This window comes from Ramlibacter sp. G4-7 (assembly GCF_057784995.1).
The window spans coordinates 101,229-125,496 of record NZ_JBYNTT010000004.1; the positions used below are offsets into that span (position 1 = coordinate 101,229).

General features: G+C 69.0%; 23 protein-coding genes and 1 pseudogene. All 24 read left to right on the forward strand.

The window, feature by feature from the left end; translation table 11 throughout:
- The first annotated feature begins 57 nt into the window (after positions 1 to 57).
- A complete protein-coding gene (locus tag AC3EGR_RS07140) occupies positions 58 to 804 on the forward strand; it encodes an SDR family oxidoreductase (RefSeq protein ID WP_488545761.1) in 747 nt (248 codons plus the stop codon).
- On the forward strand, positions 801 to 1,547 hold the full coding sequence (locus AC3EGR_RS07145; protein ID WP_488545762.1) for an SDR family NAD(P)-dependent oxidoreductase: 747 nt from the start codon (positions 801 to 803) through the stop codon (positions 1,545 to 1,547). The genes AC3EGR_RS07140 and AC3EGR_RS07145 overlap by 4 nt, the downstream gene beginning before the upstream one ends.
- Positions 1,548 to 1,664: 117 nt before the next feature.
- Positions 1,665 to 2,519, forward strand: coding sequence for a fumarylacetoacetate hydrolase family protein (locus tag AC3EGR_RS07150; RefSeq protein WP_488545763.1), 855 nt, complete (start codon positions 1,665 to 1,667; stop codon positions 2,517 to 2,519).
- A gap of 87 nt (positions 2,520 to 2,606) precedes the next feature.
- A complete protein-coding gene (locus AC3EGR_RS07155) occupies positions 2,607 to 4,298 on the forward strand; it encodes an FAD-dependent oxidoreductase (protein WP_488545764.1) in 1,692 nt (563 codons plus the stop codon).
- A 105-nt stretch (positions 4,299 to 4,403) separates the two neighbouring features.
- Positions 4,404 to 5,043: pseudogene (locus AC3EGR_RS07160) on the forward strand (aquaporin).
- 120 nt (positions 5,044 to 5,163) lie between these two features.
- On the forward strand, positions 5,164 to 5,859 hold the full coding sequence (locus AC3EGR_RS07165) for a TetR/AcrR family transcriptional regulator (RefSeq protein ID WP_488545765.1): 696 nt from the start codon (positions 5,164 to 5,166) through the stop codon (positions 5,857 to 5,859).
- A gap of 4 nt (positions 5,860 to 5,863) precedes the next feature.
- Entirely contained in the window at positions 5,864 to 7,663 is a 1,800-nt protein-coding gene (locus AC3EGR_RS07170; protein WP_488545766.1) for an acyl-CoA dehydrogenase C-terminal domain-containing protein, read from the forward strand.
- Positions 7,664 to 7,743: 80 nt separating this feature from the next.
- Positions 7,744 to 8,169, forward strand: a complete 426-nt coding sequence (locus tag AC3EGR_RS07175) for a DUF2147 domain-containing protein (RefSeq protein WP_488545961.1) — start codon at positions 7,744 to 7,746, stop codon at positions 8,167 to 8,169.
- Positions 8,170 to 8,185: 16 nt separating this feature from the next.
- Positions 8,186 to 10,642: a 3-hydroxyacyl-CoA dehydrogenase/enoyl-CoA hydratase family protein gene (locus AC3EGR_RS07180; protein WP_488545767.1), complete on the forward strand. Its 2,457-nt coding sequence runs from the start codon at positions 8,186 to 8,188 to the stop codon at positions 10,640 to 10,642.
- 61 nt (positions 10,643 to 10,703) lie between these two features.
- Complete coding sequence (locus AC3EGR_RS07185) at positions 10,704 to 11,105, forward strand: endonuclease domain-containing protein (protein WP_488545768.1); 402 nt, start codon at positions 10,704 to 10,706, stop codon at positions 11,103 to 11,105.
- A 17-nt stretch (positions 11,106 to 11,122) separates the two neighbouring features.
- Positions 11,123 to 12,331, forward strand: a complete 1,209-nt coding sequence (locus tag AC3EGR_RS07190; protein WP_488545769.1) for an acetyl-CoA C-acyltransferase — start codon at positions 11,123 to 11,125, stop codon at positions 12,329 to 12,331.
- A gap of 22 nt (positions 12,332 to 12,353) precedes the next feature.
- On the forward strand, positions 12,354 to 13,184 hold the full coding sequence (locus AC3EGR_RS07195; protein WP_488545770.1) for an acyl-CoA thioesterase: 831 nt from the start codon (positions 12,354 to 12,356) through the stop codon (positions 13,182 to 13,184).
- Positions 13,185 to 13,188: 4 nt separating this feature from the next.
- The gene (locus AC3EGR_RS07200; RefSeq protein ID WP_488545771.1) at positions 13,189 to 13,929 is read left to right on the forward strand and encodes an SDR family oxidoreductase; all 741 of its coding nucleotides are present in this window, start codon (positions 13,189 to 13,191) and stop codon (positions 13,927 to 13,929) included.
- Positions 13,929 to 14,522, forward strand: coding sequence for a DsbA family protein (locus AC3EGR_RS07205; RefSeq protein ID WP_488545772.1), 594 nt, complete (start codon positions 13,929 to 13,931; stop codon positions 14,520 to 14,522). The genes AC3EGR_RS07200 and AC3EGR_RS07205 overlap by 1 nt, the downstream gene beginning before the upstream one ends.
- Positions 14,519 to 15,286 (forward strand): enoyl-CoA hydratase, encoded by a 768-nt coding sequence (locus AC3EGR_RS07210; protein WP_488545773.1) that lies wholly within the window; start codon positions 14,519 to 14,521, stop codon positions 15,284 to 15,286. Before AC3EGR_RS07205 ends, AC3EGR_RS07210 begins: the two co-directional genes overlap by 4 nt.
- A 30-nt stretch (positions 15,287 to 15,316) precedes the next feature.
- On the forward strand, positions 15,317 to 16,156 hold the full coding sequence (locus AC3EGR_RS07215) for an SDR family oxidoreductase (RefSeq protein WP_488545774.1): 840 nt from the start codon (positions 15,317 to 15,319) through the stop codon (positions 16,154 to 16,156).
- A 161-nt stretch (positions 16,157 to 16,317) separates the two neighbouring features.
- Positions 16,318 to 18,093: a methanol/ethanol family PQQ-dependent dehydrogenase gene (locus AC3EGR_RS07220; RefSeq protein WP_488545775.1), complete on the forward strand. Its 1,776-nt coding sequence runs from the start codon at positions 16,318 to 16,320 to the stop codon at positions 18,091 to 18,093.
- The gene (locus AC3EGR_RS07225; protein ID WP_488545776.1) at positions 18,090 to 18,881 is read left to right on the forward strand and encodes a quinoprotein dehydrogenase-associated putative ABC transporter substrate-binding protein; all 792 of its coding nucleotides are present in this window, start codon (positions 18,090 to 18,092) and stop codon (positions 18,879 to 18,881) included. The genes AC3EGR_RS07220 and AC3EGR_RS07225 overlap by 4 nt, the downstream gene beginning before the upstream one ends.
- Complete coding sequence (locus tag AC3EGR_RS07230; protein ID WP_488545777.1) at positions 18,878 to 19,450, forward strand: c-type cytochrome; 573 nt, start codon at positions 18,878 to 18,880, stop codon at positions 19,448 to 19,450. Before AC3EGR_RS07225 ends, AC3EGR_RS07230 begins: the two co-directional genes overlap by 4 nt.
- On the forward strand, positions 19,447 to 20,415 hold the full coding sequence (gene coxB / locus AC3EGR_RS07235; protein WP_488545778.1) for a cytochrome c oxidase subunit II: 969 nt from the start codon (positions 19,447 to 19,449) through the stop codon (positions 20,413 to 20,415). The genes AC3EGR_RS07230 and coxB overlap by 4 nt, the downstream gene beginning before the upstream one ends.
- Positions 20,412 to 22,391 (forward strand): cytochrome c oxidase subunit I, encoded by a 1,980-nt coding sequence (gene ctaD / locus AC3EGR_RS07240; RefSeq protein WP_488545779.1) that lies wholly within the window; start codon positions 20,412 to 20,414, stop codon positions 22,389 to 22,391. Before coxB ends, ctaD begins: the two co-directional genes overlap by 4 nt.
- Positions 22,388 to 23,002 (forward strand): cytochrome c oxidase subunit 3, encoded by a 615-nt coding sequence (locus AC3EGR_RS07245; protein ID WP_488545780.1) that lies wholly within the window; start codon positions 22,388 to 22,390, stop codon positions 23,000 to 23,002. The genes ctaD and AC3EGR_RS07245 overlap by 4 nt, the downstream gene beginning before the upstream one ends.
- Complete coding sequence (locus AC3EGR_RS07250) at positions 22,999 to 23,349, forward strand: hypothetical protein (RefSeq protein WP_488545781.1); 351 nt, start codon at positions 22,999 to 23,001, stop codon at positions 23,347 to 23,349. Before AC3EGR_RS07245 ends, AC3EGR_RS07250 begins: the two co-directional genes overlap by 4 nt.
- The gene (locus AC3EGR_RS07255; RefSeq protein ID WP_488545782.1) at positions 23,334 to 24,215 is read left to right on the forward strand and encodes a cytochrome c oxidase assembly protein; all 882 of its coding nucleotides are present in this window, start codon (positions 23,334 to 23,336) and stop codon (positions 24,213 to 24,215) included. The genes AC3EGR_RS07250 and AC3EGR_RS07255 overlap by 16 nt, the downstream gene beginning before the upstream one ends.
- Positions 24,216 to 24,268 lie beyond the last annotated feature (53 nt).

The window sequence follows — 24,268 nt, forward strand, 5'->3', positions numbered from 1 at the left end:
CGGCGCCACCCGGGACCCGGCGCATCCGGCAAAACCCGCGCCGCGAGGAGAAAGCACATGCGACTGCAAGGCAAGACCGCGCTCGTCACCGCGGCCGGACAGGGCATCGGCCGCGCGAGCGCGCTGGCGCTGGCGGCGCAAGGCGCGCAGGTGTGGGCCACTGACGTCAACCCGCGCCTGCTGGCCAGCTACGAGGGCGTGGCCGGCGTGCGCTGCGTCCAGCTCGACGTGCTGGACAAGGACGCGATCGGCCGCGTCATCGGCTCCATGCCCGCCATCGACGTCCTGTTCAACTGCGCGGGCTTCGTGCACAGCGGCACGGTGCTGCAGGCCTCCGACGAGGAATGGAACTTCGCGCTGAACCTGAACGTGCGCGCGCAGTTCTGGGCCATCCAGGCCGCGCTGCCGCGCATGCTGCAGAACAAGGGCGGGCAGGGCGCCGGCAGCATCATCAACATGGCCAGCGTGTGCAGCAGCATCAAGGGCCTGCCCAACCGCTTCATCTACGGCACGACCAAGGCGGCCGTCATCGGCCTGACCAAGAGCGTGGCGGCGGACTACGTGGCCAACGGCATCCGCTGCAATGCGATCTGCCCCGGCACGGTGGACACCCCCTCGCTGCAGGACCGCATCAACGCCAACGACGATCCGGTCGCGGCGCGCCAGGCTTTCATCGCGCGCCAGCCCATGGGCCGGCTCGCGACGGCGGAGGAGATCGCGCCGCTCGTGCTCTATCTCGCCAGCGACGAGTCCGTGTTCGTCACCGGCCAGGCCTATGCGGTGGACGGGGGAATCACCATATGAACCAGCTCGACTTCGAAGGCCGGCACGCGGTCGTGACCGGTGGTGCCGCGGGCCTGGGACTCGCCATCGCGCAGCGCCTGGTGGCCTCGGGCGGCACGGTGGCCCTGTGGGACCGAGACCTGGCGGCAGGGCGGCAGGCGGCCGAAAAGATCGGCGCGGGCGCCAGCTTCGTGCAGGTCGACGTCGCCGACGAGACCTCGGTGCGCGAGGCGCTGCAGTCCACCGTGCGCCGCAGCCAGCGCATCGACGCGCTGGTCAACAGCGCCGGCATCACCGGTCCGAACACGAAGTTGTGGGAATACCCGGCGGGCTCCTGGCGGCACGTGATCGACGTGAACCTCACCGGCGTGTTCCTGTGTTGCCGCGAGGTGGTGCCCGTCATGCGCGAGGCGAACTACGGACGCATCGTCAACATCGCCTCCGTCGCCGGCAAGGACGGCAACCCGAACGCCAGCGCCTACAGCGCCAGCAAGGCGGCCGTGATCGCGCTGACCAAGTCGCTCGGCAAGGAACTTGCCGACGGCGGCGTGCGCGTGAACTGCGTGACGCCCGCGGCCGTGAAGACCGCGATCTTCGACCAGATGAGCGAGGAGCACATCGCCTTCATGCTGGCGAAGATCCCCATGGGCCGCTTCGGCACGCCGGAAGAGATCGCGGCGATGGTGGCCTGGCTGTGCACCGAGGAGTGCTCTTTCTCCACCGGCGCGGTGTTCGACCTTTCCGGCGGCCGGGCGACGTATTGACCCACCCCCGAAGCGCCTGCGGCGCCTCCCCCTCAAGGGGGCGCCCTCAGCGGCCCGGCAAAGCCGGTTCCGCGGCGGCACTGGAGCAATCCCTTCAATAACTGAAAAGGAAGAACAATGAAACTGGTTCGCTATGGCAACCCCGGCCGCGAGAAGCCGGGCCTGATCGATGCCGAGGGCAAGCTGCGCGACCTGAGCAGCGTGGTCCCCGACATCGGCCCGGAACAGCTCGGGCAGGTGGGCCTGGCCCGCCTTCGCAAGGCCAATCCCGCCAAGCTGCCGCTCGTGCGCGGCAATCCGCGCTTCGCCTGCCCGGTGGCGCACGTGCCCAAGTTCGTGGCGATCGGCCTGAACTATTCGGACCACGCCGCCGAGTCCAACATGCCGATCCCGGCCGAGCCCATCGTGTTCATGAAGGCCACCAGCTGCATCCAGGGCGCCAACGACCCGGTGATGCTGCCGCGCGGCTCGGTCAAGACCGACTGGGAGGTGGAACTGGGCGTGGTGATCGGCACCCGCGCGCGCTACGTGCCGTCCAGCAAGGCGCTGTCGTACGTGGCCGGCTACACGGTCGTCAACGACGTGAGCGAGCGCGAGTACCAGCTGGAGCGCGGCTCGCAGTGGGACAAGGGCAAGGGCTGCGACACCTTCGGCCCCATCGGCCCCTGGCTGGTGACGGCCGACGAGATCATCAACGTGCAGCGCCTGGGCATGTGGCTGGACGTGAACGGCCAGCGCATGCAGACCGGCAACACCAAGACAATGATCTTCAACGTCGCGAAGATCGTCAGCTACTGCAGCCACTTCATGACCCTGGAGCCCGGCGACGTGATCACCACCGGCACGCCGCCCGGCGTGGGTCTCGGCATGAAGCCGCCGAAGTTCCTGAAGAAGGGCGACGTGATGACGCTCGGCATCGAAGGGCTGGGCGAGCAGCGGCAGATGGTCGTGGCGTACAAGGCTTCGCCCTGAGCCGGACGGCACGCGGCTGAGCGGCCGCCGCGCCATTGCGGCGCGGCGCGGCCGGTGCGATGCTGCGGCCTTCCCCCGGAAGTCCGCATGACCGAAGCCCGCGACGCCTCCCCGATGTTTTCCGGCATAGGTCCTGGCCGGCAGCAGCAGGCCTTTCCCGTCCTCACGGCCGCCGAGATGGCCCGCATCGAGCGCTTCGGGCAGCCGGTGGGTTTCCGCAAGGGCGAGCGGCTCTACGTCGCCGGCGAGCCGAGTCCCGGCATGTTCCTGGTGCGCAAGGGCGCGGTGCTGGCCGTGCCGCGCGACGGCCTGGGTGCCCACGCGCAGGTTGCCCGCCACGCGGCGGGACAGTTCACCGGCGAAGTGGGCCAGCTGTCGGGCGGACCGGCACTGGTCGACGGCATCGCCGAAGAGGACGTCGAGGCGCTGCTGCTGCCGCCTGACCAGCTGCGCGCGCTGCTGGTGGCCGAGGCCGACCTCGGCGAGCGCATCGTGCGTGCGCTGATCCTGCGGCGCGTCGCGCTGCTGCAGCAAGGCGCCACCGGGGTCGTGCTGGTGGGCAATCCGCGTGCGGCCGGTGTGCTGCGGCTGGAAAGCTTCCTGGACCGCAACGGCTTCCCCAACCATGTGCTGGACACCACCCGGGAGCGCGAGGCGATGGCGCTGCACCAGCAGTACGGCGCCGCGCCCGACGACGTGCTCGCGGTGTGCGCTGACGGCACCGTGCTGCGCAATCCGAGCGAGACCGAACTGGCGCGTTGCATCGGCATGGTGGACAGCGCGGCGCACGAGGAACTGTTCGACGTGTTGGTCGTGGGCGCCGGGCCGGCGGGGCTCGCGACCGCTGTGTATGCAGCGTCGGAAGGTCTGCGGGTGATGGTGCTGGACCGGCGGGCCTTCGGCGGCCAGGCCGGCGCCAGCGCGCGCATCGAGAACTACCTCGGGTTTCCCACCGGCATCTCGGGCCAGGCCCTGGCCGGCCGCGCTTTCGTGCAGGCGCAGAAGTTCGGCGCGCAATTCCTGATCCCGGCCGAGGTCGCTTCGCTCGATTGCAGCGCGCAGGCGAGCCGCGGCGAACTCGGCTTGCTGCTGGCGGACGGCCGCCGCCTGCGCGGCCGCGCCGTGGTGGCGGCCAGCGGTGCGCGTTACCGTCGCCCCGACGTGCCGCGCGTGGGGGAGTTCGAAGGGCGCGGCATCTGGTACTGGGCCTCCGCGCTGGAGGCGCAGATGTGCAGCGGCTCCGAAGTGGCGCTGGTGGGCGGCGGCAACTCCGCCGGGCAGGCCGCCGTCTTCCTGGCCGGGCACGCGGCGCGGGTGCACATGCTGGTGCGCGGCCCGGGCCTGGCCGCCAGCATGTCGCGGTACCTGATCGACCGCATCGCTGCCATCCCCAACATCGTCTTGCGGCCGCACACCGAAGTGTGTGAACTGCAGGGCGACCCGGTGGAAGGCCTGACCGCCGTGCGCTGGCGGCACCGCATCGAAGGCGAGCAGCAGGCGCCGGTGCGCAACCTGTTCCTCTTCCTCGGCGCCGAGCCTGACAGCGACTGGCTGCGCGCTTGCGGCGTGGCGCTGGACGCGCAGGGTTTCGTGCGCACCGGTGACGCGGTCGCCCCGCCGGGCGAGCCACGCGCCGCGCTGGAGGCGAGCGTGCCCGGCGTCTTCGCCGTCGGCGACGTGCGCAGCGGCTCGGTCAAGCGCGTGGGCGGCGCGATCGGCGAAGGGGCCGCGGCGGTGGCCATGATCCACCAGCGGCTGGCCGCCTCGCGCGTGCCCTGACGCCGCCGGGGCGGCCCGCCAATTCAAGTATTCTGGGCGGATGGACAACCACGAGACGGTGCGGGCGCTGGCCGCGCACTGCTGACACGGCAAGTGCCGGGAGCATTGCCGCGCCGGCTGTTGGCGGAATTCCTCGGGACCCTCCTGCTGCTCACGGCGGTGATCGGCTCCGGCATCATGGGCGAGAGGCTGGCCGCCGGGAACGCCGCCGTGGCGCTGCTGGCGAACACGCTCGCCACGGTCTTCGCCCTGTTCGTCCTCATCGAGGTGCTGGGCCCCGTCAGCGGCGCCCACTTCAACCCGCTGGTCACGCTGGCGTTCGGCAGGCAGGCCGGGCTGGGCGCCCTGGCGCGCGGCCTTTATGTGCTCGTGCAACTGGCCGGCGCGGCGGCAGGCGCGATGCTGGCCAACGCCATGTTCGACCTGCCCGTGCTGCAATGGGCGGCGAAGGCCCGCGGCGGCTTCGGGCAGTGGCTGGCCGAAGTGGTCGCGACCGCCGGTCTCGTGCTGGTCATCGGCCGGGCCGGGCCGGGCGCCCGCGCTGGTCGCCGCCTACATCGGCGCGGCGTACTGGTTCACTTCCTCGACCTCCTTCGCCAATCCGGCCGCCGCCTTCGGCCGGACGTTCAGCGACACCTTCGCCGGCATCGCACCGGCGAGCCTGGCGGCCTTCGTGGCTGCGCAAGCCATCGGTGCGGGCATCGGCTGGTGCCTGGCGCGCTGGCTGGGTCAGTCCGTCGACTGATCGCGCGGCCGGAACCGCCAGGCGCTTTCCGGTTTTTTTTGGCAGGCGGCCGGCGCGGGCCATACCCTTTGCCGGTTTTTCCTGCAGAATAGCACGGTCGTTCTTTTTTTATCTCCAGGAATGTCCGTCACCGACCTGCCCGTCAAGTCCGCCCGCGCGCGGGAGCGCAAGGCCTTGCACAAAGGCCAGCAGACCAAGGCCGCCATCGTGGACGCCGCCCTCGGGCTGGCCACCCAGATCGGGCTGGAAGGCCTGTCCATCGGCGCGCTCGCGGAAGTGACGGCCATGAGCAAGTCGGGCGTCTTCGCCCACTTCGGCTCGCGCGAGGAGCTGCAGATCTCGGTGGTGCGCGAGTACCACCAGCGCTTCGAGCAGCAGGTGTTCTACCCCTCGCTGAGCGAGCCGCGCGGCCTGCCGCGCCTGCGCGCCATGTTCGCCAACTGGATGAAGCTGACCTCGGTGGAGATCGACTCGGGCTGCATCTATATCAGCGGGGCGGTGGAGTTCGACGACCGTCCCGGCCCCGTGCGCGACGCCCTGGCCTGGTCCGTGCAGACCTGGCACGAAGCCATGAAGCGCGCCATCGCCATGGGCAAGGAGGAAGGCCACCTGGACGCATCCACCGACGAGGAGCAGATGCTGTTCGAGATCCACGGCCTCATCCTGGCGCTGCACTACGAGGCCCGCTTCCTCAAGAACCCCGGTTCCATCGCCCGCGCCAACGCGGGCTTCGAGCACATCCTGCAGCGTTACGGCGCTGCCGTGTCCCCCCGACCGACCAAGAGCGCCCGCGCGGCCAAGAGCACCAAGGAGTAAACCCATGCCCGTCTACAACCCGCCCCTGCGCGACATGCAGTTCGTGATCCACGAGCTGTTCAACGCCGTCGAGGAGCTCAAGGCCATCCCGAAGCACGCGGACATCGATGCAGAGACGATGAACGCCGTGCTGGAGGAAGGTGGCAAGTTCGCCGCCGAAGTGACCTTTCCGCTCAATCGCATCGGCGACGAGCAGGGCTGCAAGCTCGATCAGGCCACGCACGAGGTCAAGACGCCGGACGGCTTCAAGGATGCGTACGCGAAGTACGTCGAAGGCGGCTGGCCGGCCTTGTCCTGCGACCCCGACTACGGCGGCCAGGGCCTGCCCTTCGTGCTGAACCAGTGCCTCTACGAGATGCTGAACAGCGCCAACCAGGCCTGGACGATGTATCCCGGCCTGTCGCACGGCGCCTATGAAGCGCTGCACGCGCACGGCACCGAGGCGCAGAAGAAGACCTTCCTGCCCAAGCTGGTCTCCGGCGAGTGGACCGGCACCATGTGCCTGACCGAGCCGCACTGCGGCACCGACCTGGGCCTGCTGCGCACCAAGGCCGAACCGCAGGCCGACGGAACGTACCGGATCACCGGCAACAAGATCTTCATCTCCGCCGGCGAGCACGACATGGCGCAGAACATCATCCACCTGGTGCTGGCCCGCCTGCCGGACGCGCCGCAGGGCAGCAAGGGCATCTCGCTGTTTCTCGTTCCCAAGTACCACGTGAACGCGGACGGCTCGCTGGGCCAGCGCAACGGCATCCACTGCGGCGGCCTGGAGCACAAGATGGGCATCCACGGCAACGCCACCGCGCAGCTGGTGCTCGATGGCGCCGTGGGCACGCTGGTGGGCGAGCCGAACAAGGGCCTGCCGGCGATGTTCGTGATGATGAACGCCGCCCGCCTGGGCGTGGGCAACCAGTCGCTGGGCCTGACCGAAGTCGCTTACCAGAACGCGCTGGCCTACGCGAAGGACCGCCTGCAGATGCGCTCGCTGTCCGGCGTGAAGGCCAAGGACAAGCCGGCCGACCCGATCATCGTGCACCCCGACGTGCGCAAGATGCTGCTGACGGCCAAGGCCTATGCCGAAGGGGGACGCGCCCTCGCGGTGTTCTGCACCCTGCTGATCGACAAGGAGCTGTACCACCCCGACGAGAAGGTGCGCAAGGACAGCGGCGAACTGGTCGCGCTGCTCACCCCCATCGTCAAGGCCTTCCTCACGGACAACGGCCACGTCGCCACCAATGCCTGCATGCAGGTCTTCGGCGGCCACGGCTACATCGCCGAGTGGGGCATGGAGCAGTTCGTGCGCGACAACCGCATCAACATGATCTACGAAGGCACGAACACCGTGCAGTCGCTGGACCTGCTGGGGCGCAAGGTGCTGGGCAACAACGGCGCGACGCTGAAGAAGTTCGGCAAGCTGGTGGCGCAGCTGGTGGAGGAAGAAGGCGTCAACGAGAAGATGGCGGAGTTCATCAACCCGATCGCCTACCTCGGCGACCAGATGACCAAGTTCACCACCGAGCTGGGCTTCAAGGGCTTCCAGAACCCGGACGAAGTGGGCGCCGCCGCGGTGGACTATCTGCGCGTGCTGGGGCACCTGGTGTTCGGCTACCTGTTTGCCCGCATGGCGCAGGTGGCGCTCCGGCAGATCGAAGCGGGCAACACGGATCCCTTCTACCAGGCCAAGCTGCAGACGGCGCGCTTCTACTTCGCGCGGCTGTTCCCCGAGACGGCGACGCTGATGCGCACCGCCCGTGCGGGCGTGGCGAACCTGCTGGATACGGACGCGGCGCTGGCGTCATGACCCACCCCCGAAGCGCCTTCGGCGCCTCCCCCTCAAGGGGGCGCCCCCAGCGGCCCGGCAAAGCCGGTTCCGCGGCGGCACTGGGATGGATCCTTTGCCTTTTCGCGGCATCGGGGTCCGCCTTCGCGCAATCGACCCCCGTGGGTCTGTGGCGCAACGTCGACGACAAGACGGGCGAGGCGAAGGCGGAGATCCGCATCGTCGAGAGCGCCGGCGTGCTCACGGGCCGCATCGAGAAGTCGCTCAAGAAGGACAGCAAGCCCGACGCCGTCTGCGAGGAGTGCAAGGACGAGCGCAGGGGCAAGCCCATCGCGGGCCTGGAGATCATCCGCGGCGCGAAGAAGGCCGAGGGCCAGGACGTGTGGGAGCAGGGCAAGATCCTCGACCCGGAGAACGGCAAGGAATACACGCTGCGGCTCGCGCCGGTCGAAGGCGGGCAGAAGCTGCAGGTGCGCGGCTACCTGGGTCCCTTCTACCGCACGCAGACCTGGGTGCGGGTGCAGTAAGGAAAACGCAATCACCATGTACAAAGACCAAGACGAACAGGCCGCGGTGCAGGCCGCCGCCGTGCCCTCGGGCGCCAGCCGCTTCCTGGTGAAGAAGGTGGCCGTGCTCGGCGCCGGCGTGATGGGTGCCCAGATCGCCGCCCATCTCGTGAACGTGAAGGTGCCGGTGGTGCTGTTCGACCTGCCGGCCAAGGAAGGCCCGAAGAACGGCATCGTCGGCAAGGCCATCGAAGGCCTGAAGAAGCTCAAGCCCTCGCCGCTGGGCGTGCCCGAGGACGCCGCGCTGATCCAGCAGGCGAACTACGAGGAGCATCTCTCGCTGCTGGGCGAATGCGACCTGGTGATCGAGGCGATCGCCGAGCGCATGGACTGGAAGCTGGACCTGTACAGGAAGATCGCGCCGCACCTGGCGGCGCACGCGATCGTCGCCTCCAACACCTCGGGGCTGTCGATCACGAAGCTGTCGGAGGCGCTGCCGGAGAAGATCAAGCCGCGTTTTTGCGGCATCCACTTCTTCAATCCGCCGCGCTACATGTACCTGGTGGAGTTGATCGCCACGCCGACGACGAAGCCGGAGGTCCTGGACCAGCTCGAGACCTTCGTGACCTCGGGCCTCGGCAAGGGTGTGGTGCGGGCCAAGGACACGCCCAACTTCATCGCCAACCGCGTGGGCATCGCCGGCATGCTGGGCACCATGCGCGAAGTGGAGAAGTTCGGCCTGGGCTTCGACGTGGTGGACGACCTCACGGGCAAGAAGCTGGGGCGTGCCTCCAGCGGCACCTTCCGCACCGCCGACGTCGTGGGCCTGGACACCATGGCGCACGTCATCAAGACGCTGCAGGACACGCTCTCGGCCGACACCGACCCCTTCTACGGCAGCTTCGGGACGCCCGAGGTGCTCAGGAAGCTGCTGGAACTGGGCAACCTGGGCCAGAAGACCAAGGCCGGCTTCTACAAGAAGGTGGGCCGCGACATCCTGCGCTTCGACCTGAAGTCGGGCGAGTACGTGCCCGGCGGCCAGAAGGCCGACGAGGTCTACGGCCGCATGCTGAAGAAGCCGGCCGGCGAGCGCCTGAAGCTGCTGCGCAATGCGACCGGCGCGCAGGGCCAGTTCCTCTGGTCCATTCTGCGAAACAGCTTCCATTACGCGGCCGTGCACCTGGCCAGCATCGCCGAGACGGCGCGTGACGTGGACCAGGCGATGCGTTGGGGCTTCGGCATGAAGCAGGGCCCTTTCGAGCTGTGGCAGGAAGCGGGCTGGCTGCAGGTGGCCAGGTGGATCCAGGAAGACATCGACGCCGGCAAGGCGCTCTCGAAGGCGCCGCTGCCGAAGTGGGTGTTCGAAGGTCCAGTGGCTGAAGCGGGTGGCGTGCACACGGAGCAGGGCTCGTTCAACCCGACGACGGGCAAGTTCCAGCCGCGGCGCGTGCTGCCGGTGTACCAGCGCCAACTGTTCCCCGAGCTCCTGCGCGGCGAAGCGGGTCCGCGCTTCGAGACGGCGGGCACGACGCTGCACGAGGACAAGAACCTGCGCCTGTGGACGCTGGACCACGAGGTGCTGATCGCCAGTCTCAAGACCAAGATGCACACCATCAGCCCGGAAGTGTGCGAGGGTCTGCAGCAGGCGATCGAACTGGCCGAGAAGGACTACCAGGGGCTGGTGGTCTGGTCGGGCGACGAGCCTTTCAGCGCCGGCGCCGACCTGGAGTCGACGCTGCCCGCGTTCATCGCGGTGGGTGTGGCGGCGATCGAGGACGCGGAGGGGTTCATGCAGCAGACGATGCTGCGCCTGCGCTATGCCAGCGTGCCGGTGGTGTCGGCGATCCGCGGGCTGGCCCTGGGCGGTGGCTGCGAGCTGGGGCTGTACTCTGCCAAGCGCGTGCTGCACATGGAGAGCTACGTCGGACTGGTGGAGGTCGGCGTCGGCCTCGTGCCCGGTGCGGGCGGGCTGACCTACATCGCACGCCGCGCGGCGGAGAACGCCGCAACGAGCACCGACAAGGACCTGCTGAAATTCCTGACCGAAGGCTTCACCGCCGCGGCGATGGCCAAGGTGGGCACGAGCGCGATCGAGTCGCGCAAGCTGGGTTACGTCCTGGACAGCGACGTGATCGTCCCGAACAAGGACGAACTCCTGTACGTCGCGCTGCAGCAGGCCAGGTCGCTGTACGACGCCGGGTACCGCGCGCCGCACAAGCGGCTGTTCCCGGTGGCGGGCCGCAGCGCAAAGGCGACGATCATGGGCCAGCTGGTCAACCTGCGCGACGGCGGTTTCGCGAGCCAGCACGACTTCCACATCGCCACCCTGATCGCCAACGTGGTGACCGGCGGGGACGTGGACGCGAACACGCTCGTGAGCGAGGAGTACCTGATGACCCTGGAGCGCCAGGCCTTCTGCGCGTTGATCCAGCACCCGAAGACGCAGGAGCGGATCCTGGGGATGCTGAGCACGGGGAAGCCGGTACGGAACTGAACCTGCCTCCCTCTCCGTCCCCCTCTGGGGGAGGGCAGGGGAGGGGGCACGCACGGCGCACATGCAAAACCAATCCACTCCCACCGCACAGCGCAATGCGCGCGTACTGCGCAGCGGCATGACGGATTCGGAGCGCAAGCTCTGGACCGGCTTGCGCGGAGAGCGGCTCGGTGTGCGGTTTCGCCGGCAGCATCCCTTCGGCAACTACATCGCTGACTTCGCGTGCCTGAACCCGAAGCTGGTGGTCGAGCTCGATGGATCGCAGCATGCCGGCAATGCGGCGTATGACGAGCGCCGCGACCGCTACTTCCGCGAACACGGGTTCGCGGTGCTCAGATTTCCAAGCAACGCTCCGTTGACCAATCTGGACGGCGTGTGTACCGCGATCCAGGAACAGATCAAGGTGCTGGCGGGCGCTGCCCCCACCCCAACCCTCCCCCAGAGGGGGAGGGAGCAAGAATGAGACAGAGGACGACCGACATGACCAAACAACTCCAGGACGCCTACATCGTCGCCGCCACCCGCACGCCCATCGGGCGCTCGCACCGGGGGTTCTTCCGCAATGTGCGGCCGGATGACCTCCTGGCGACCGTGCTGCGCTCCGCGCTGGCGCAGGTCCCCAGCCTCGACCCCGCGGCGATCGAAGACATCGTCTGCGGCTGCGCGATCCCGGAAGGGCCGCAGGGCCTCAACGTCGCGCGCATCGGCGCCGTGCTCGCCGGCCTGCCCAAGAGCGTGGGCGGCATCACCGTCAACCGCTTCTGCGCCTCGGGACTGGCGGCGGTGCAGATGGCCGCGGACCGCATCCGCGTCGGGGAAGCCGACGTGATGATCGCCGCGGGCACCGAGAGCATGAGCATGGTGCCCATGATGGGCAACACGCCGTCGCTGTCGCCCACCATCTTCTCCAACCCGGACGACATCGAGAGCTACGGCATCGCCTACGGGATGGGCCTCACCGCCGAGAAGGTGGCCAGGCAGTGGAAGGTGGGCCGCGACGCGCAGGACGAATTCGCCTACCGCTCGCACATGAAGGCCATCGCCGCGATGAAGGCGGGCGAGTTCGCCGCCGAGATGACGGAGGTCGAGGTCGCCGACCGCACCGTGGACCTGGAATCCGCCGAGGTGTCCATCGCCACGCGCAAGGTGAACCTCGATGAAGGTGCGCGGCCCGACACCACCGTGGACACCCTGGGCAAGCTCAAGCCGGTGTTCGCCGCGCGCGGCAGCGTGACGGCGGGCAACAGTTCGCAGACCTCGGACGGCGCCGGCGCGCTGATCCTCGCCAGCGAAGCGGCGGTCAAGCGCTTCGGCCTGCAGCCGCTCGCGCGCTTCGTCAGCTACGCCAGCCGCGGCGTGCCGCCGCACATCATGGGCATCGGCCCGATCGAGGCGATCCCGGCCGCGCTGAAAGCCGCCGGCCTCAAGCAGGAGGCGATCGACTGGATCGAGCTGAACGAAGCCTTCGCCGCGCAGTCGCTGGCCGTGATCAACACGCTCGGCCTGGATGCGGGCAAGGTCAATCCCATGGGCGGCGCGATCGCGCTGGGCCACCCGCTGGGCGCCACCGGCGCGATCCGCTCCGCCACGGTGGTGCACGCGCTGCGCCGCAAGAACCTGAAGTACGGCATGGTGACGATGTGCGTGGGGATGGGGCAGGGCGCCGCGGGCATCTTCGAGCGGGTCTAGTCCTGAGGCGCCGGGCTGACGCATGACCCCGCATCCTTTCGACGCCGCGGTCGCGCTGCAAGCCCGCGAGGACGGCGGCTTCACCGGCCGCACCAGCGCGGCCTACGCCAACTTCATCGGCCCGTACGGAGGCATCACCGCGGCGCAATGCCTCAACGCGGTGCTGCAGCACCCGCAGCGGCTGGGCGATCCGGTCGCTTTCACCGTGAACTTCGCGGCGGCCGTCGCGGAGGGCGAATTCATCCTGCGCCCGCGTGCCGCGCGCACCAACCGCTCCACCCAGCACTGGGTCGTGGAGATGGTGCAAGGCGGCGAGGTCGTGGCGACCGCCACCGCGCTCACCGCCGTGCGCCGACCCACCTGGAGCGGCCACGAGGCGCACCAGCCAGAGGCCCCGCCGCCGCTGGAGACACGCCGCACGACGCGGCGCGGCGTGGCCTGGCTGGAACGCTACGACATGCGCTTCCTGCTGGGCATGATCCCGCACGACTGGGACGGCGGCGGCGCCCAGGAAAGCCTCAGCCGCCTGTGGGTGCGCGACGATCCGCCGCGTCCGCTGGACTTCGCGTCGCTGACCGCCTTGTGCGACGTGTTCTTCCCCCGCATCTGGCTGCGCCGCGCGCGCCAGACGCCCCTGGGCACCGTCTCGATGACGGTCTACTTCCACGCTTCCGCGGCCGAGCTGGGTGCGCTGGACGACGACGCATCGGCGTCCGGCGCCGGCACTTTCGTCCTGGCGCAGGCGCGCGGACAAGGCTTCGGAGGCGGATACTTCGACCACACCGGCCAGCTGTGGAGCGAGAGCGGCGCCCTGCTGGCCACCACCCACCAGGTGATGTACTACAAGGAGTGATCGCATGGCTGTTGCACAGGACGCGCGCCCGGTCGCGGTCGTGGTCGGCGCCGGCGACGCCACCGGCGGCGCCATCGCCAGGCGCTTCGCCCAGGGCGGCTACACCGTCTGCCTGACGCGGCGCAACCTCGACAAGCTCCAGCCGCTCGTCGACGAGATCCGCGCCGCCGGCGGCGAGGCGCACGGCTTCGCCTCCGACGCCCGCAAGGAGGAGGAGGTCGACGCCCTCTTCGACGACATCGAGGACCGCCTGGGGCCGGTGGAGGTGTTCGTCTTCAACATAGGCGCCAACGTCCCGAGCAGCATCCTGGAGGAAACCGCGCGCAAGTACTTCAAGGTCTGGGAGATGGCCTGCTTCGCCGGCTTCCTCACCGGCCGCAAGGCAGCGCGCTGCATGGTGCCGCGCGGCAAGGGCACCATCCTGTTCACCGGCGCGACGGCGGCCCTGCGCGGCTCCGCCAACTTTGCCGCCTTCGCGGGCGCCAAGGCGGCGCTGCGGGCGCTGGCGCAAAGCATGGCGCGCGAGCTCGGGCCGCGCGGCATCCACGTCGCCCACGTCGTGATCGACGGCGCCATCGACACCGAATTCATCCGCGAGAACTTCCCCGAGCGCTACGCGCTCAAGGACCGCGAAGGCATCCTGAACCCGGACCACATCGCCGAGAACTACTGGCTGCTGCACCGGCAGCCGCGCGATGCCTGGACCCACGAGCTCGACCTGCGACCCTGGATGGAGAAATTCTGATGAAGCACGCCCTCGAGTTCTATTTCGACGTCGGCAGCCCCGCCGCCTACCTCGCGTGGACGCAGGTGCCGCAGATCGCCCGCGCAACGGGCACCGAAATCGAATACCGGCCCTTCCTCCTCGGCGGGGTGTTCCAGGCGACCGGCAACCGCTCGCCCATGGAGGTGCCGGCCAAGGGCCAGTACATGGTCGACGACCTGCAGCGTTTCGCCCGCCGCTACGGCGTGCCCTTCGCGCACAACCCGCACTTCCCGCTCAACACCCTGACGCTGATGCGCATGGCATTGGGCCTGCAGCTGCGCGAGCCGCAACGCATGGTCCCGTTCGTCGACGCCGTCTACCGGGCGATCTGGGTGGAGGGCAAGAACATGAACGATCCGGCCACCGTCTCCGGCGTGCTGCAGGGCGCCGGCTTCGATCCCGAGAAACTGCTGGCGCTCGCGTCCGACCCCGCCGTCAAGGACGACCTCAAGGCGGCCACGCAGGAAGCCGTGCAGCGTGGCGTCTTCGGCGCGCCCACCTTCTTCGTCGGCCAGGAGATGTTCTGGGGCCAGGACCGACTCGATTTCGTCAAGGAGAGCCTTCAACAATGAGCCAGGACATCCTCGTCCACGCCGAGAACGGCGTGATGACCCTCACCCTCAACCGGCTGGGGCGCAAGAACTCCATCACCTCGGAGATGTACGCCGCACTGGCCGACGGGCTCGCGCGCGCACAGGACGACGCGTCGGTGCGCGTGCTGCTGCTGCAAGGCCACGAGACGGTGTTCAGCGCCGGCAACGACATCAACGACTTCCTGGACAAGCCGCCGGCGGGCCCGGACTCGCCGGTGTTCCGCTTCCTGCGCGGCATCGCCACCTTCCCCAAGCCGCTGCTGGCCGCGGTGTGCGGTCCCGCGGTCGGCGTCGGGACCACGATGCTGTTCCACTGCGACCTGGTCTACGCGGGCGACAACGCCGCCTTCTCCATGCCGTTCGTGAACCTGGGCCTGTGTCCGGAAGCCGCGTCCAGCCTGCTGGTGCCGCAGATGCTCGGCTACCACCGCGCGGCGGAGGCGCTGATGCTGGGCGAGCCCTTCTTCGCCGAAGCGGCGCTGGAGGTGGGACTGGTCAACCGCATCGTGCCGCCGACGGAAGCCAACGGCTATGCGAGCGCGCAGGCACGCAAGCTCGCCGGCAAGCCGCTGTCTTCGCTGGTGGAGACCAAGCGCCTCATGAAGAAGGGACAGCAGCAAGCGGTGCTGCAGCAGATGCTGGACGAAGGCGAGAGCTTCGGCCGCATGCTGCGCGAGCCCGCCGCGCGCGAGGCGTTCACGGCTTTCATGGAAAAGCGCAAGCCGGATTTCAGCAAGGTATGAGCGCAAGCAACTCATTCCGGGCCTGACCCCATGGCACATCTCCAGGGCAAGACCCTCTTCATCACCGGCGCATCGCGCGGCATCGGGCTGGCGATCGCCAAGCGCGCGGCGGCGGACGGCGCGAACATCGTGGTCGTTGCGAAGACGGCCGAGCCCGATCCCAGGCTGCCCGGCACCATCTACAGCGCCGCCGAGGAAATCCGGGCGGCCGGCGGGCAGGCGCTCCCCATGCAGGTGGACATCCGCGACGAGAACGCCGTGCTCGCCGCGGTGACCCAGGCCGTGGTTACGTTCGGCGGCATCGACATCCTGGTGAACAACGCCAGCGCGATCAGCCTGACGGACACCGAGCACACGCCGATGAAGCGCTACGACCTCATGAACGGGATCAACGCGCGCGGCACCTACCTGTGCACGCAGGCCTGCCTGCCCGAGCTCAGGAAATCGGCCGCGGCCGGGCGCAATGCACACGTGCTCAACATGTCGCCGCCGCTGTCCATGAAGACGCACTGGTTCGCGCCGCACACCGCCTACACGATGGCCAAGTACGGCATGAGCATGTGCACGCTCGGCCATGCCGGGGAGTTCCGCCAGTACGGCATCGCCGTCAACAGCCTGTGGCCGCGCACGGCGATCGCCACGGCCGCGCTGCAGATGATCCCGGGCGTGGACCTGAAGGCCTGCCGCAAGCCCGAGATCCTCGCGGATGCCGCGTACATCGTCCTCACTTCGGACGCGCGCGACGAGCGCAACACCGGCAACTTCCACATCGACGACACGCTGCTGGCCGCGCACGGACAGACCGACCTCGACCGTTATTCCGTGACTCCCGGGCAGCGCCAGTTCGTGCCCGACTTCTTCGTCGACTGAGCGCGACGCGCCTCTGTACGCTTCCGCACACAGCGGAGCCAGCGGCCCCCAAAACGGTGCGGCCTGTGTAAACTTCGCCGCATAAAAGCACAGTCGCGCAAGCGGCGGAATAACAGGAGTCCGTGCACGGCACGGCAGGAACAAGGGGCTTCATTTGGGAGATGAAGTTGAGGCTTGCCTTGTGGTCCATCGCGACCGTCCTGTTCGCTGCCGCGGCCGGCGCGCAGCAGAGCGCCGATGACGGCGAATGGCGCACTGCCGGCAAGGACCCCGGCCTCACCCGCTTCAGCGGCCTCGCGCAGATCACCACCGCCAATGCCGCGCAGCTGAAGCTGGCGCTGCACTTCCCCACGGGCAACGACCGCGGCCACGAGGCCGCGCCGATCGTGGCGGAGAACACGATGTTCGTGGTCACGCCTTTCCCGAACATCGTCTACGCCTTCGACCTCGCAAAGCCGGGGTTCCCGCTCAAGTGGACGTTCGACCCCAAGCCGCAGTCCAGCGCACAGGGCGTGGCCTGCTGCGACCTGGTGAACCGCGGCGGCGCCTACGCCGACGGGCGCCTGTTCCTCAACACGCTGGACAACCACACCGTCGCGCTCGATGCGAAGACGGGCAAGGAGTTGTGGCGCGTCAAGCTGGGGGAGATCAAGAACGGCGAGAGCATGACCATGGCGCCGCAGGTCGTGAAGGGCAAGGTGCTCGTCGGCAACAGCGGCGGGGAGTTCGGCGTGCGCGGCTGGCTCACGGCGCTCGACGCCGCCACCGGTGCGATCGCATGGCGCGCGTACAGCACGGGTCCCGACAAGGACGTGCTGATCGGCCCGAAGTTCAAGCCCTTCTACAAGTCGGACCAGGGCAAGGACCTCGGCGTGAAGACCTGGCCCGGCGAGGGCTGGAAGCTCGGCGGCGGCACCGTGTGGGGCTTCGTGAGCTACGACCCGGAGCTGGACCTCCTCTACTACGGCACGGGCAACCCCGGGGTGTGGAACCCCGAGCAGCGGCCGGGCGACAACAAGTGGAGCGCCGGCGTGTTCGCCCGGCGCCCGGACACCGGCGAAGCGATCTGGTACTACCAGAGCAGTCCGCACGACTTGCACGACTACGACGGCGTCAACGAGAACGTGCTGGTGGAGCTGGACTGGCAGGGCGCGCGGCGCAAGGTGCTGCTGCGGCCGGACCGCAACGGCTATCTCTACGTCATGGACCGCAGCACCGGCCAGGTGCTGTCCGCGACGCCCTTCGTGCACACGACGACGTCGACCGGGGTGGACCTGCAGACCGGCGCGCTGCGCTACAACCCCGCGAAGGATCCGCGCGGCGGCGAGACGGTGCGCAGCATCTGTCCGGCCTCGCCCGGCGCCAAGGACTGGCAGCCTTCGGCGTGGTCGCCGCGCACGAAGTTCCTCTACATCCCGCACCAGAACCTCTGCCAGGACACGATCACCTACGAGGCGAGCTACATCGCCGGCACGCCTTACGTGGGTGCCGACCTGAAGATGTACGCAGGCCCGGGGGGCATGCGCGGGCGCTTCACGGCCTGGGACCCCGTGAACCAGCGCAAGGCCTGGGAGATCCAGGAGAACTTCCCGGTGTGGAGCGGTGCGCTCGTGACCGCCGGCGACGTCGCCTTCTACGGCACCATGGACGGGTACTTCAAGGCGGTCGACGCCCGCAACGGGCACCTGCTGTGGCAGTTCAAGACGGAGTCCGGGATCATCGGCCAGCCGATCACCTTCCGCGCGCCCGACGGGCAGCAGTACGTGGCCATCCTCGCCGGCATCGGCGGCTGGCCGGGCGCCCTCGTCTCGGCCAACCTGGACGCGCGTGATGCCACCGCCGCGGGCGGCTTCGTGAACGCGCTGCGCGACCTGCCCGCGGTGACGCGCAAGGGCGGCCACCTCTATGTGTTCAGCCTGAAGGGGGCGGTCAAGTGAAGCGCCTCGCCGCCGCGCTGCTCTGCCTGGTCACGCTCGCAGCAGCGGCGCAAGCGGCGCCGCTGCGGGTCTGCGCCGATCCCGACAACCTGCCGTATTCGCATGCGGACGGCAGCGGCTTCGAGAACCGGATCGCCGCACTCATCGCGCAGGACTTCGGCGTGCCGCTCGAATACGCCTGGCTGCCGGACCGCCGCGCCTTCGTGCGCAAGACCATGGGCGCGGGGCTGTGCGACCTCGTCGTCGGAGTGCCGGTGGAGTTCGAGCGCACGCTCAACACCCGGCCCTATTACCGCTCCGCCTACATGCTGGTGGAGCCCGCGGGCGGCGGTGCGCCACCTGCGAGCTTCGACGACGCGCGGCTGCGCCAGTGGCGCGTCGGCGTGCAGCTGGTGGGCGACGACCTCGCCACCACGCCGCCCGGCCACGCGCTCGCGCAGGCCGGGGCGGTGGAGAACGTGGTGGGCTACCCCATCCCGGGGGAGCAGTCCGCGGCGGCGCGCATCGTGACGGCACTCGCGCGCGGCGAGCTCGACGCCGCCTTCGTGTGGGGCCCGCAGGCGGGCTACTACGCGGCACGTGCGGCGCGCCCCATGCAATTGCACTTCGTGCCGCCGCCGGCAAGCCTGAGGCAGCAGCCTTTCAGTTTCGCCATCGCCATGGGCGTGCGCCGCGGCGACGCGGCGCTGCGTGACCGGCTGGACGACTTCATCGTGCGGCGGCAGCCGGACATTGCGCGCATCCTGGATGCCTACGGCGTGCCGCGCGTGGGGGAGCAAGCGCCATGAAACGCCTCGCCTGCCTCTTGTTGCTGCTTGCGCTGTTGTCCGGCTGCGAGCGCGAGGAACGCCACTTCCGGGCCGAGCGGCAGAACACCGGTCCGAACGAGTCCGCCGCGCGCCAGAGCCTGAACCAGCCCGGCATGGCGCTGGGCGGCTACGTGAAGCCGCCGGCGGAGAACATCAGCATGTACGACGACAACGCGTTCGCGGTGAACGAAGGCAAGCGCCTCTACCGCTGGTACAACTGCAGCGGCTGCCACGCCAACGGCGGCGGCAACATCGGCCCGGCGCTCACCGACAGCGAATGGCGCTACGGCAGCGACCCCGCCAGCCTGTTCGTCACCATCATGCAGGGCCGCCCCAACGGCATGCCCTCCTATGGCGGGCACGTTCCCGAAGACCAGGTCTGGAAGATCGTCGCCTATGTGCGCTCCATGGGCGGCGGCTTGCGCACCGACGTGGCGCCCTCGCGCAGTGATTCGCTGTACCCCGGCAAGCCGGAGAACTTCCGCTCGCCGCAACCGGCCATCCAGAAGGGCGACTCCAGGTCCGAACAGTCGCTGGAGGTGCGATGAACCCCAGTGTGCACGACGCGCTCCAGGCCTTCGGGCCGCAGGCCGCCCACATCGTGGACCTGTGGCGCATCTTCCTGTTGATCTGCACGGTGGTGTTCGCCGCCGTGCTGGTGGCACTGGTCCTTGCCGTACGGCGTGCGCCGCGCGCCGACGCACCGGCGCCGCCGGACCTGAGCACCATCAACCGTCCCGAACCGCGGCTGCGCCGCAACGTGACCACGGCCACCGTGCTCGCCATCCTGGGCTTGCTGGTGCTGCTCGCCGCCAGCGTGTTCACGGACCGGGCGCTCACGCGGCTGTCGCTCAAGGACGCGATCAACATCGAAGTGACGGCCTACCAGTGGTGGTGGGGCGTTCGCTACATCAACGGCCCCGTGTCCGAGACCTTCACGACCGCCAATGAAATCCATGTTCCGGTGGGCAGGCCGGTGGTGGTCACCCTCAAGGCCGCCGACGTCATCCACAGCCTGTGGGTGCCCAGCCTCGCCGGCAAGCGCGACCTGATCCCCGGCCGCACCGCGAGGATCGCCTTCCAGGCCGACCACCCCGGCATCTACCGCGGCCAGTGCGCCGAGTTCTGCGGCTTCCAGCATGCGTTCATGGCCTTCGAGGTGCACGCGCACCCGCCGCAGGAGTACGAAGCGTGGCGGCAGGCGCAGCTGAAGGCCGCGCCCGAACCGACCGACGTTACGGCGCAGCGCGGCAAGATGCTCTTCCAGTCCATCCAGTGCGCCATGTGCCACGCGGTGCAAGGCACCATGGCGCAAGGCCATACCGCCCCGGACCTCACCCACGTCGCCAGCCGCCGCACCCTGGCCGCCGGCACGTTGCCCAACACGCCCGCCAACCTGGCGAGCTGGATCGCCGACCCGCACAAGCACAAGCCCGGAGTGAACATGCCCGCGAACGCCATGTCCGGCGAGGACCTCGCCGCGCTGGTCGCCTACCTGGGGACGCTCAAATGACCCAGGAACTCCGCAGGCCGCAAGGCCCCCTCGGCGAGAAGCCGCATCCCAGCAAGGGCCGCACCAAAGATGGCCTGGAAGGCGGGGAACTGGTCGCGCGCGTGCTCGACGACACCTGGAGCGACCCACCCGGTTTCCTCGGCTGGTTCTGCGCCATCAACCACAAGGCCATCGCCCGCCGCTTCATGGTGACCTGCATGGTGTTCTTCGTGCTGGGCGGCATCCTCGCGGCCATGATGCGCATGCAGCTGGCCCGCCCCGGACAGCCTTTCATGGACCCGGACCTCTACAACCAGGTCTTCTCCATGCACGGCACCAACATGATGTTCCTGTTCGCCGTGCCCGTGATGCAGGCGGTGGCCATCTACCTGGTGCCGCTGATGGTCGGCGCGCGCAGCACCGCCTTCCCGCGCCTGACCGCCTACTCGTACTGGATCTTCCTGTTCGGCGGGATGATGATCTGGATCGCCTTCTTCTTCAACACCGGGCCGGAGGCAGGCTGGTTCAGCTACGTGCCCCTGTCCGGGCCCGCGTACAGCCCGGGCAAGCGGACGGACTTCTGGGCGCAGATGATCACGTTCACCGAAGTGTCGGCCCTGCTGGATGCCGTGATCATCATCTGCACGGTGTTCAAGATGCGCGCGCCGGGCATGACGCTCAACCGCGTTCCGCTGTACGTCTGGGCCATGCTGGTCACGGCCTTCATGATCGTGTTCGCGATGCCCGCGGTCGCGCTCGCAAGCACGATGCTGATCCTGGACCGGCTCGTCGCCACGCACTTCTACAACCCGGGCGAAGGCGGCGACGTGCTCCTGTGGCAGCACCTGTTCTGGTTCTTCGGCCACCCCGAGGTGTACCTGATCTTCCTGCCGGGGCTGGGCTTCATGTCCTCCATGATCCCCACCTTCGCCCGGCGGCCGATGTTCGGCTACACGGCGATGGTGCTGTCCATCATCGCCACCGGCTTCCTGTCCTTCGGGCTGTGGGTGCACCACATGTTCGCCACCAACGTGCCGGAGCTGGGCAAGACCTTCTTCACGGCGGCCAGCATGCTGATCGCCATCCCGACGGCGGTGCAGATCTTCTGCTGGATCGCGACGCTGTGGAGCGGCCGGCTCAACTTCAAGGTGCCGCTGCTGTACATCCTGTCCTTCTTCTTCATCCTGGTCATGGGCGGCCTCACGGGACTGATGCTCGCCTCGGTCTCGCTCGACTCGCAGGTCCACGACTCCTACTTCGTGGTGGCGCACCTGCACTACGTGCTGCTCGGGGGCGCGGTGTTCCCGCTCTTCGGCGCCTTCTTCTACTGGTACCCCAAGTTCACCGGCCGGATGATGTCCGAGCGCCTGGGGCGCTGGAGCTTCTGGCTGCAGTTCGTCGGCTTCAACGTGGCCTTCTTCCCGATGCACCTCCTCGGCCTGGACGGCATGCCGCGGCGCGTCTACACCTATGCGCCGGAAATGGGCTGGGGCAACATGAACCTGCTGGCCACCGTCGGCGCCGTCACGCTGGCGGTGGGCTTCTTCCTGTTCCTGGTGAACGCGGTCATGAGCGCGCGCCGCGGCGTGCTTGCCGGCCCCGACCCCTGGGGAGCCGGCACGCTGGAGTGGGCCGCCGCGTCGCCGCCGCGCACCTGCAACTTCGTCGCCCTTCCGGTCGTCCACGGGCGCGACCCGCTCTGGCAAGGCGTGCCGCCGGGACAGCCGGACCACGTCCGCGGGCTCGCCGCCGACGTGCGCGAGGTCCTGGGCACGACCGTCGTCGAAGCGAAGCCGGACAGCCGCATGATGTTCCCGGACTCGACCCCCTGGCCTTTCCTCGCCGCGGTGGCGACGACGATCTTCTTCATCGGCTCCATCTTCTCGCCCGTGCTGGCCGTCGTGCTCACCATCCCGGTGGCGATCACGCTGGTCGCGTGGTTCTGGCCCAAGCCGCGTGAATCCGAGGAGGAACTGGCCCTGGAGAAGCTGCCATGAACGGCGAAGTCGTCAAGGGCCGCGCGCTCGACGTGCGGGAGCTGCCGACGGTGGTGTTTGGCCACCGCAGCCTCATGTGGTGGGGAACCCTGGGCATCATGGCCATCGAGGGCACGCTGTTCGCGCTGTCCATCATGGCGTACTTCTACCTGCGCAGCCACCAGGAGACCTGGCCCATCACGTCGCTGCCGCCGGACCTGCTGTGGGGCACGCTGAACCTGGGCGTGATGCTCCTGAGCTTCGCGCCGGCGCACCTGGCAAAGAAGGCGGCGGAGAGCCTGCAGCTGCGGCAGGTGCAGCTGTGGCTGGTGGTGAGCTGCCTGTTCGGCGCCGCCTTCGTCTTCATCCGCAGCTACGAGTTCGCCACCCTCAACGTGCGCTGGGACAGCAATGCCTACGGCTCCGTCGTCTGGCTGTTGCTCGGCCTGCACACGACGCACATCGTGACCGACCTGCTGGACACGATCGTGCTGACGGTCCTCTTCTTCACGGGCCCGCTGGACGGCAAGCGCTATGCGGACGTCAGCGAGAACTCCTTCTACTGGTACTTCGTGGTCGCGACCTGGATCCCGATCTACCTGGTGATCTACTGGGGCGCGAGGACCACATGAAGGGCAAGAGCTGGCTGGGGCTGGTGCTGGGGCCGGTGACGGCGCTGGCGGCGCAGAGCACCCTGTACTCGATGGTGACGCCTTCGTGCAGCCAGCAGGTGCGGCTGGACATGCACCTCGCCGCGGCCGTGGCACTGGCCATCGCCGCGGTCTTCGCGGTGATGGCCTTCGCGGAGTCGTCCCTGCGCCGCGGCGAGCCGGACTCGCCCGACCACGACGGTGCGCATGCGCCCGTGCCGCGTCGTTTCCTTGCCGACATGGCCGCGGCCGTGGCGGGCCTGTCCTGCCTCGTGATCCTGGCGATGTGGTTCGCGCTGTGGGTGCTCGGGCCTTGCGAACTCTTCTGATCCTGGCGGCGGCGCTGCCGTCGGCGGTGCTTGCGCACGCTCCGGACGCCGCGCCGGCTGTTCCCTCACCGTGGCAATGGAACCTGGAGCCCTGGCTGCTGGTGCTGCTGGTGCTCTCAGGGTGGGGCTACGCACGGGGCTTGCGGCGGCTGTGGGCGAACGCGGGCAGGGGCCGTGGCGTGAGCAGCTTGCAGGCCTGGGCGTTCGCAGGCGGCTGGCTGTCGCTGGTGCTCGCGCTGGTCTCGCCGCTGGACCCGCTGGGCGGGCGGCTGTTCTCCGCGCACATGGTGCAGCACGAACTGCTGATGGTCGTGGCGGCGCCCCTGTTGGTGATCGCGCGTCCGCTGGCGGCCTGGACGTGGGCGCTTTCGCCGGCGCAGCGGCGTGCGGTCGGCCACTGGTTCCAGGGGCGCACCTGGTTGCAGCTGTGGTCCACGCTCACGGATCCCCTGGTAGCCTGGGCCTTGCACGCGCTGGCCCTGTGGGCCTGGCACATCCCCGCCTTCTTCGACGCGGCGCTCACGCACGAAGGCTGGCACATCGCGCAGCACTTCTCCTTCCTCGGAACGGCGCTGTTCTTCTGGTGGGCGGTGCTGGGCCACGACCCGCGCGGACGCTATGGCCCTGGCCATTCGGCCGCGTACCTGTTCACGACGATGATGCACACCGGTGCGCTGGGGGCCTTGCTGAGCCTGGCGCCGACGCCCTGGTATGCGCCGTATGTGCCGCTGACCGGGGCGCTGGGATTCGATCCCGTCGACGACCAGCAGCTCGGTGGGCTGGTGATGTGGGTGCCGGCGGGTCTGGCCTACGTGATCGCGGCCTTGTGGGTGGTGGGGCGGATGTTGACGCGGGCGCGGGCGTGAACGCAGTCGCACCCTGCGCCCCGTCCCTGTAGGGTGGGCGAGGCCACCGGCCT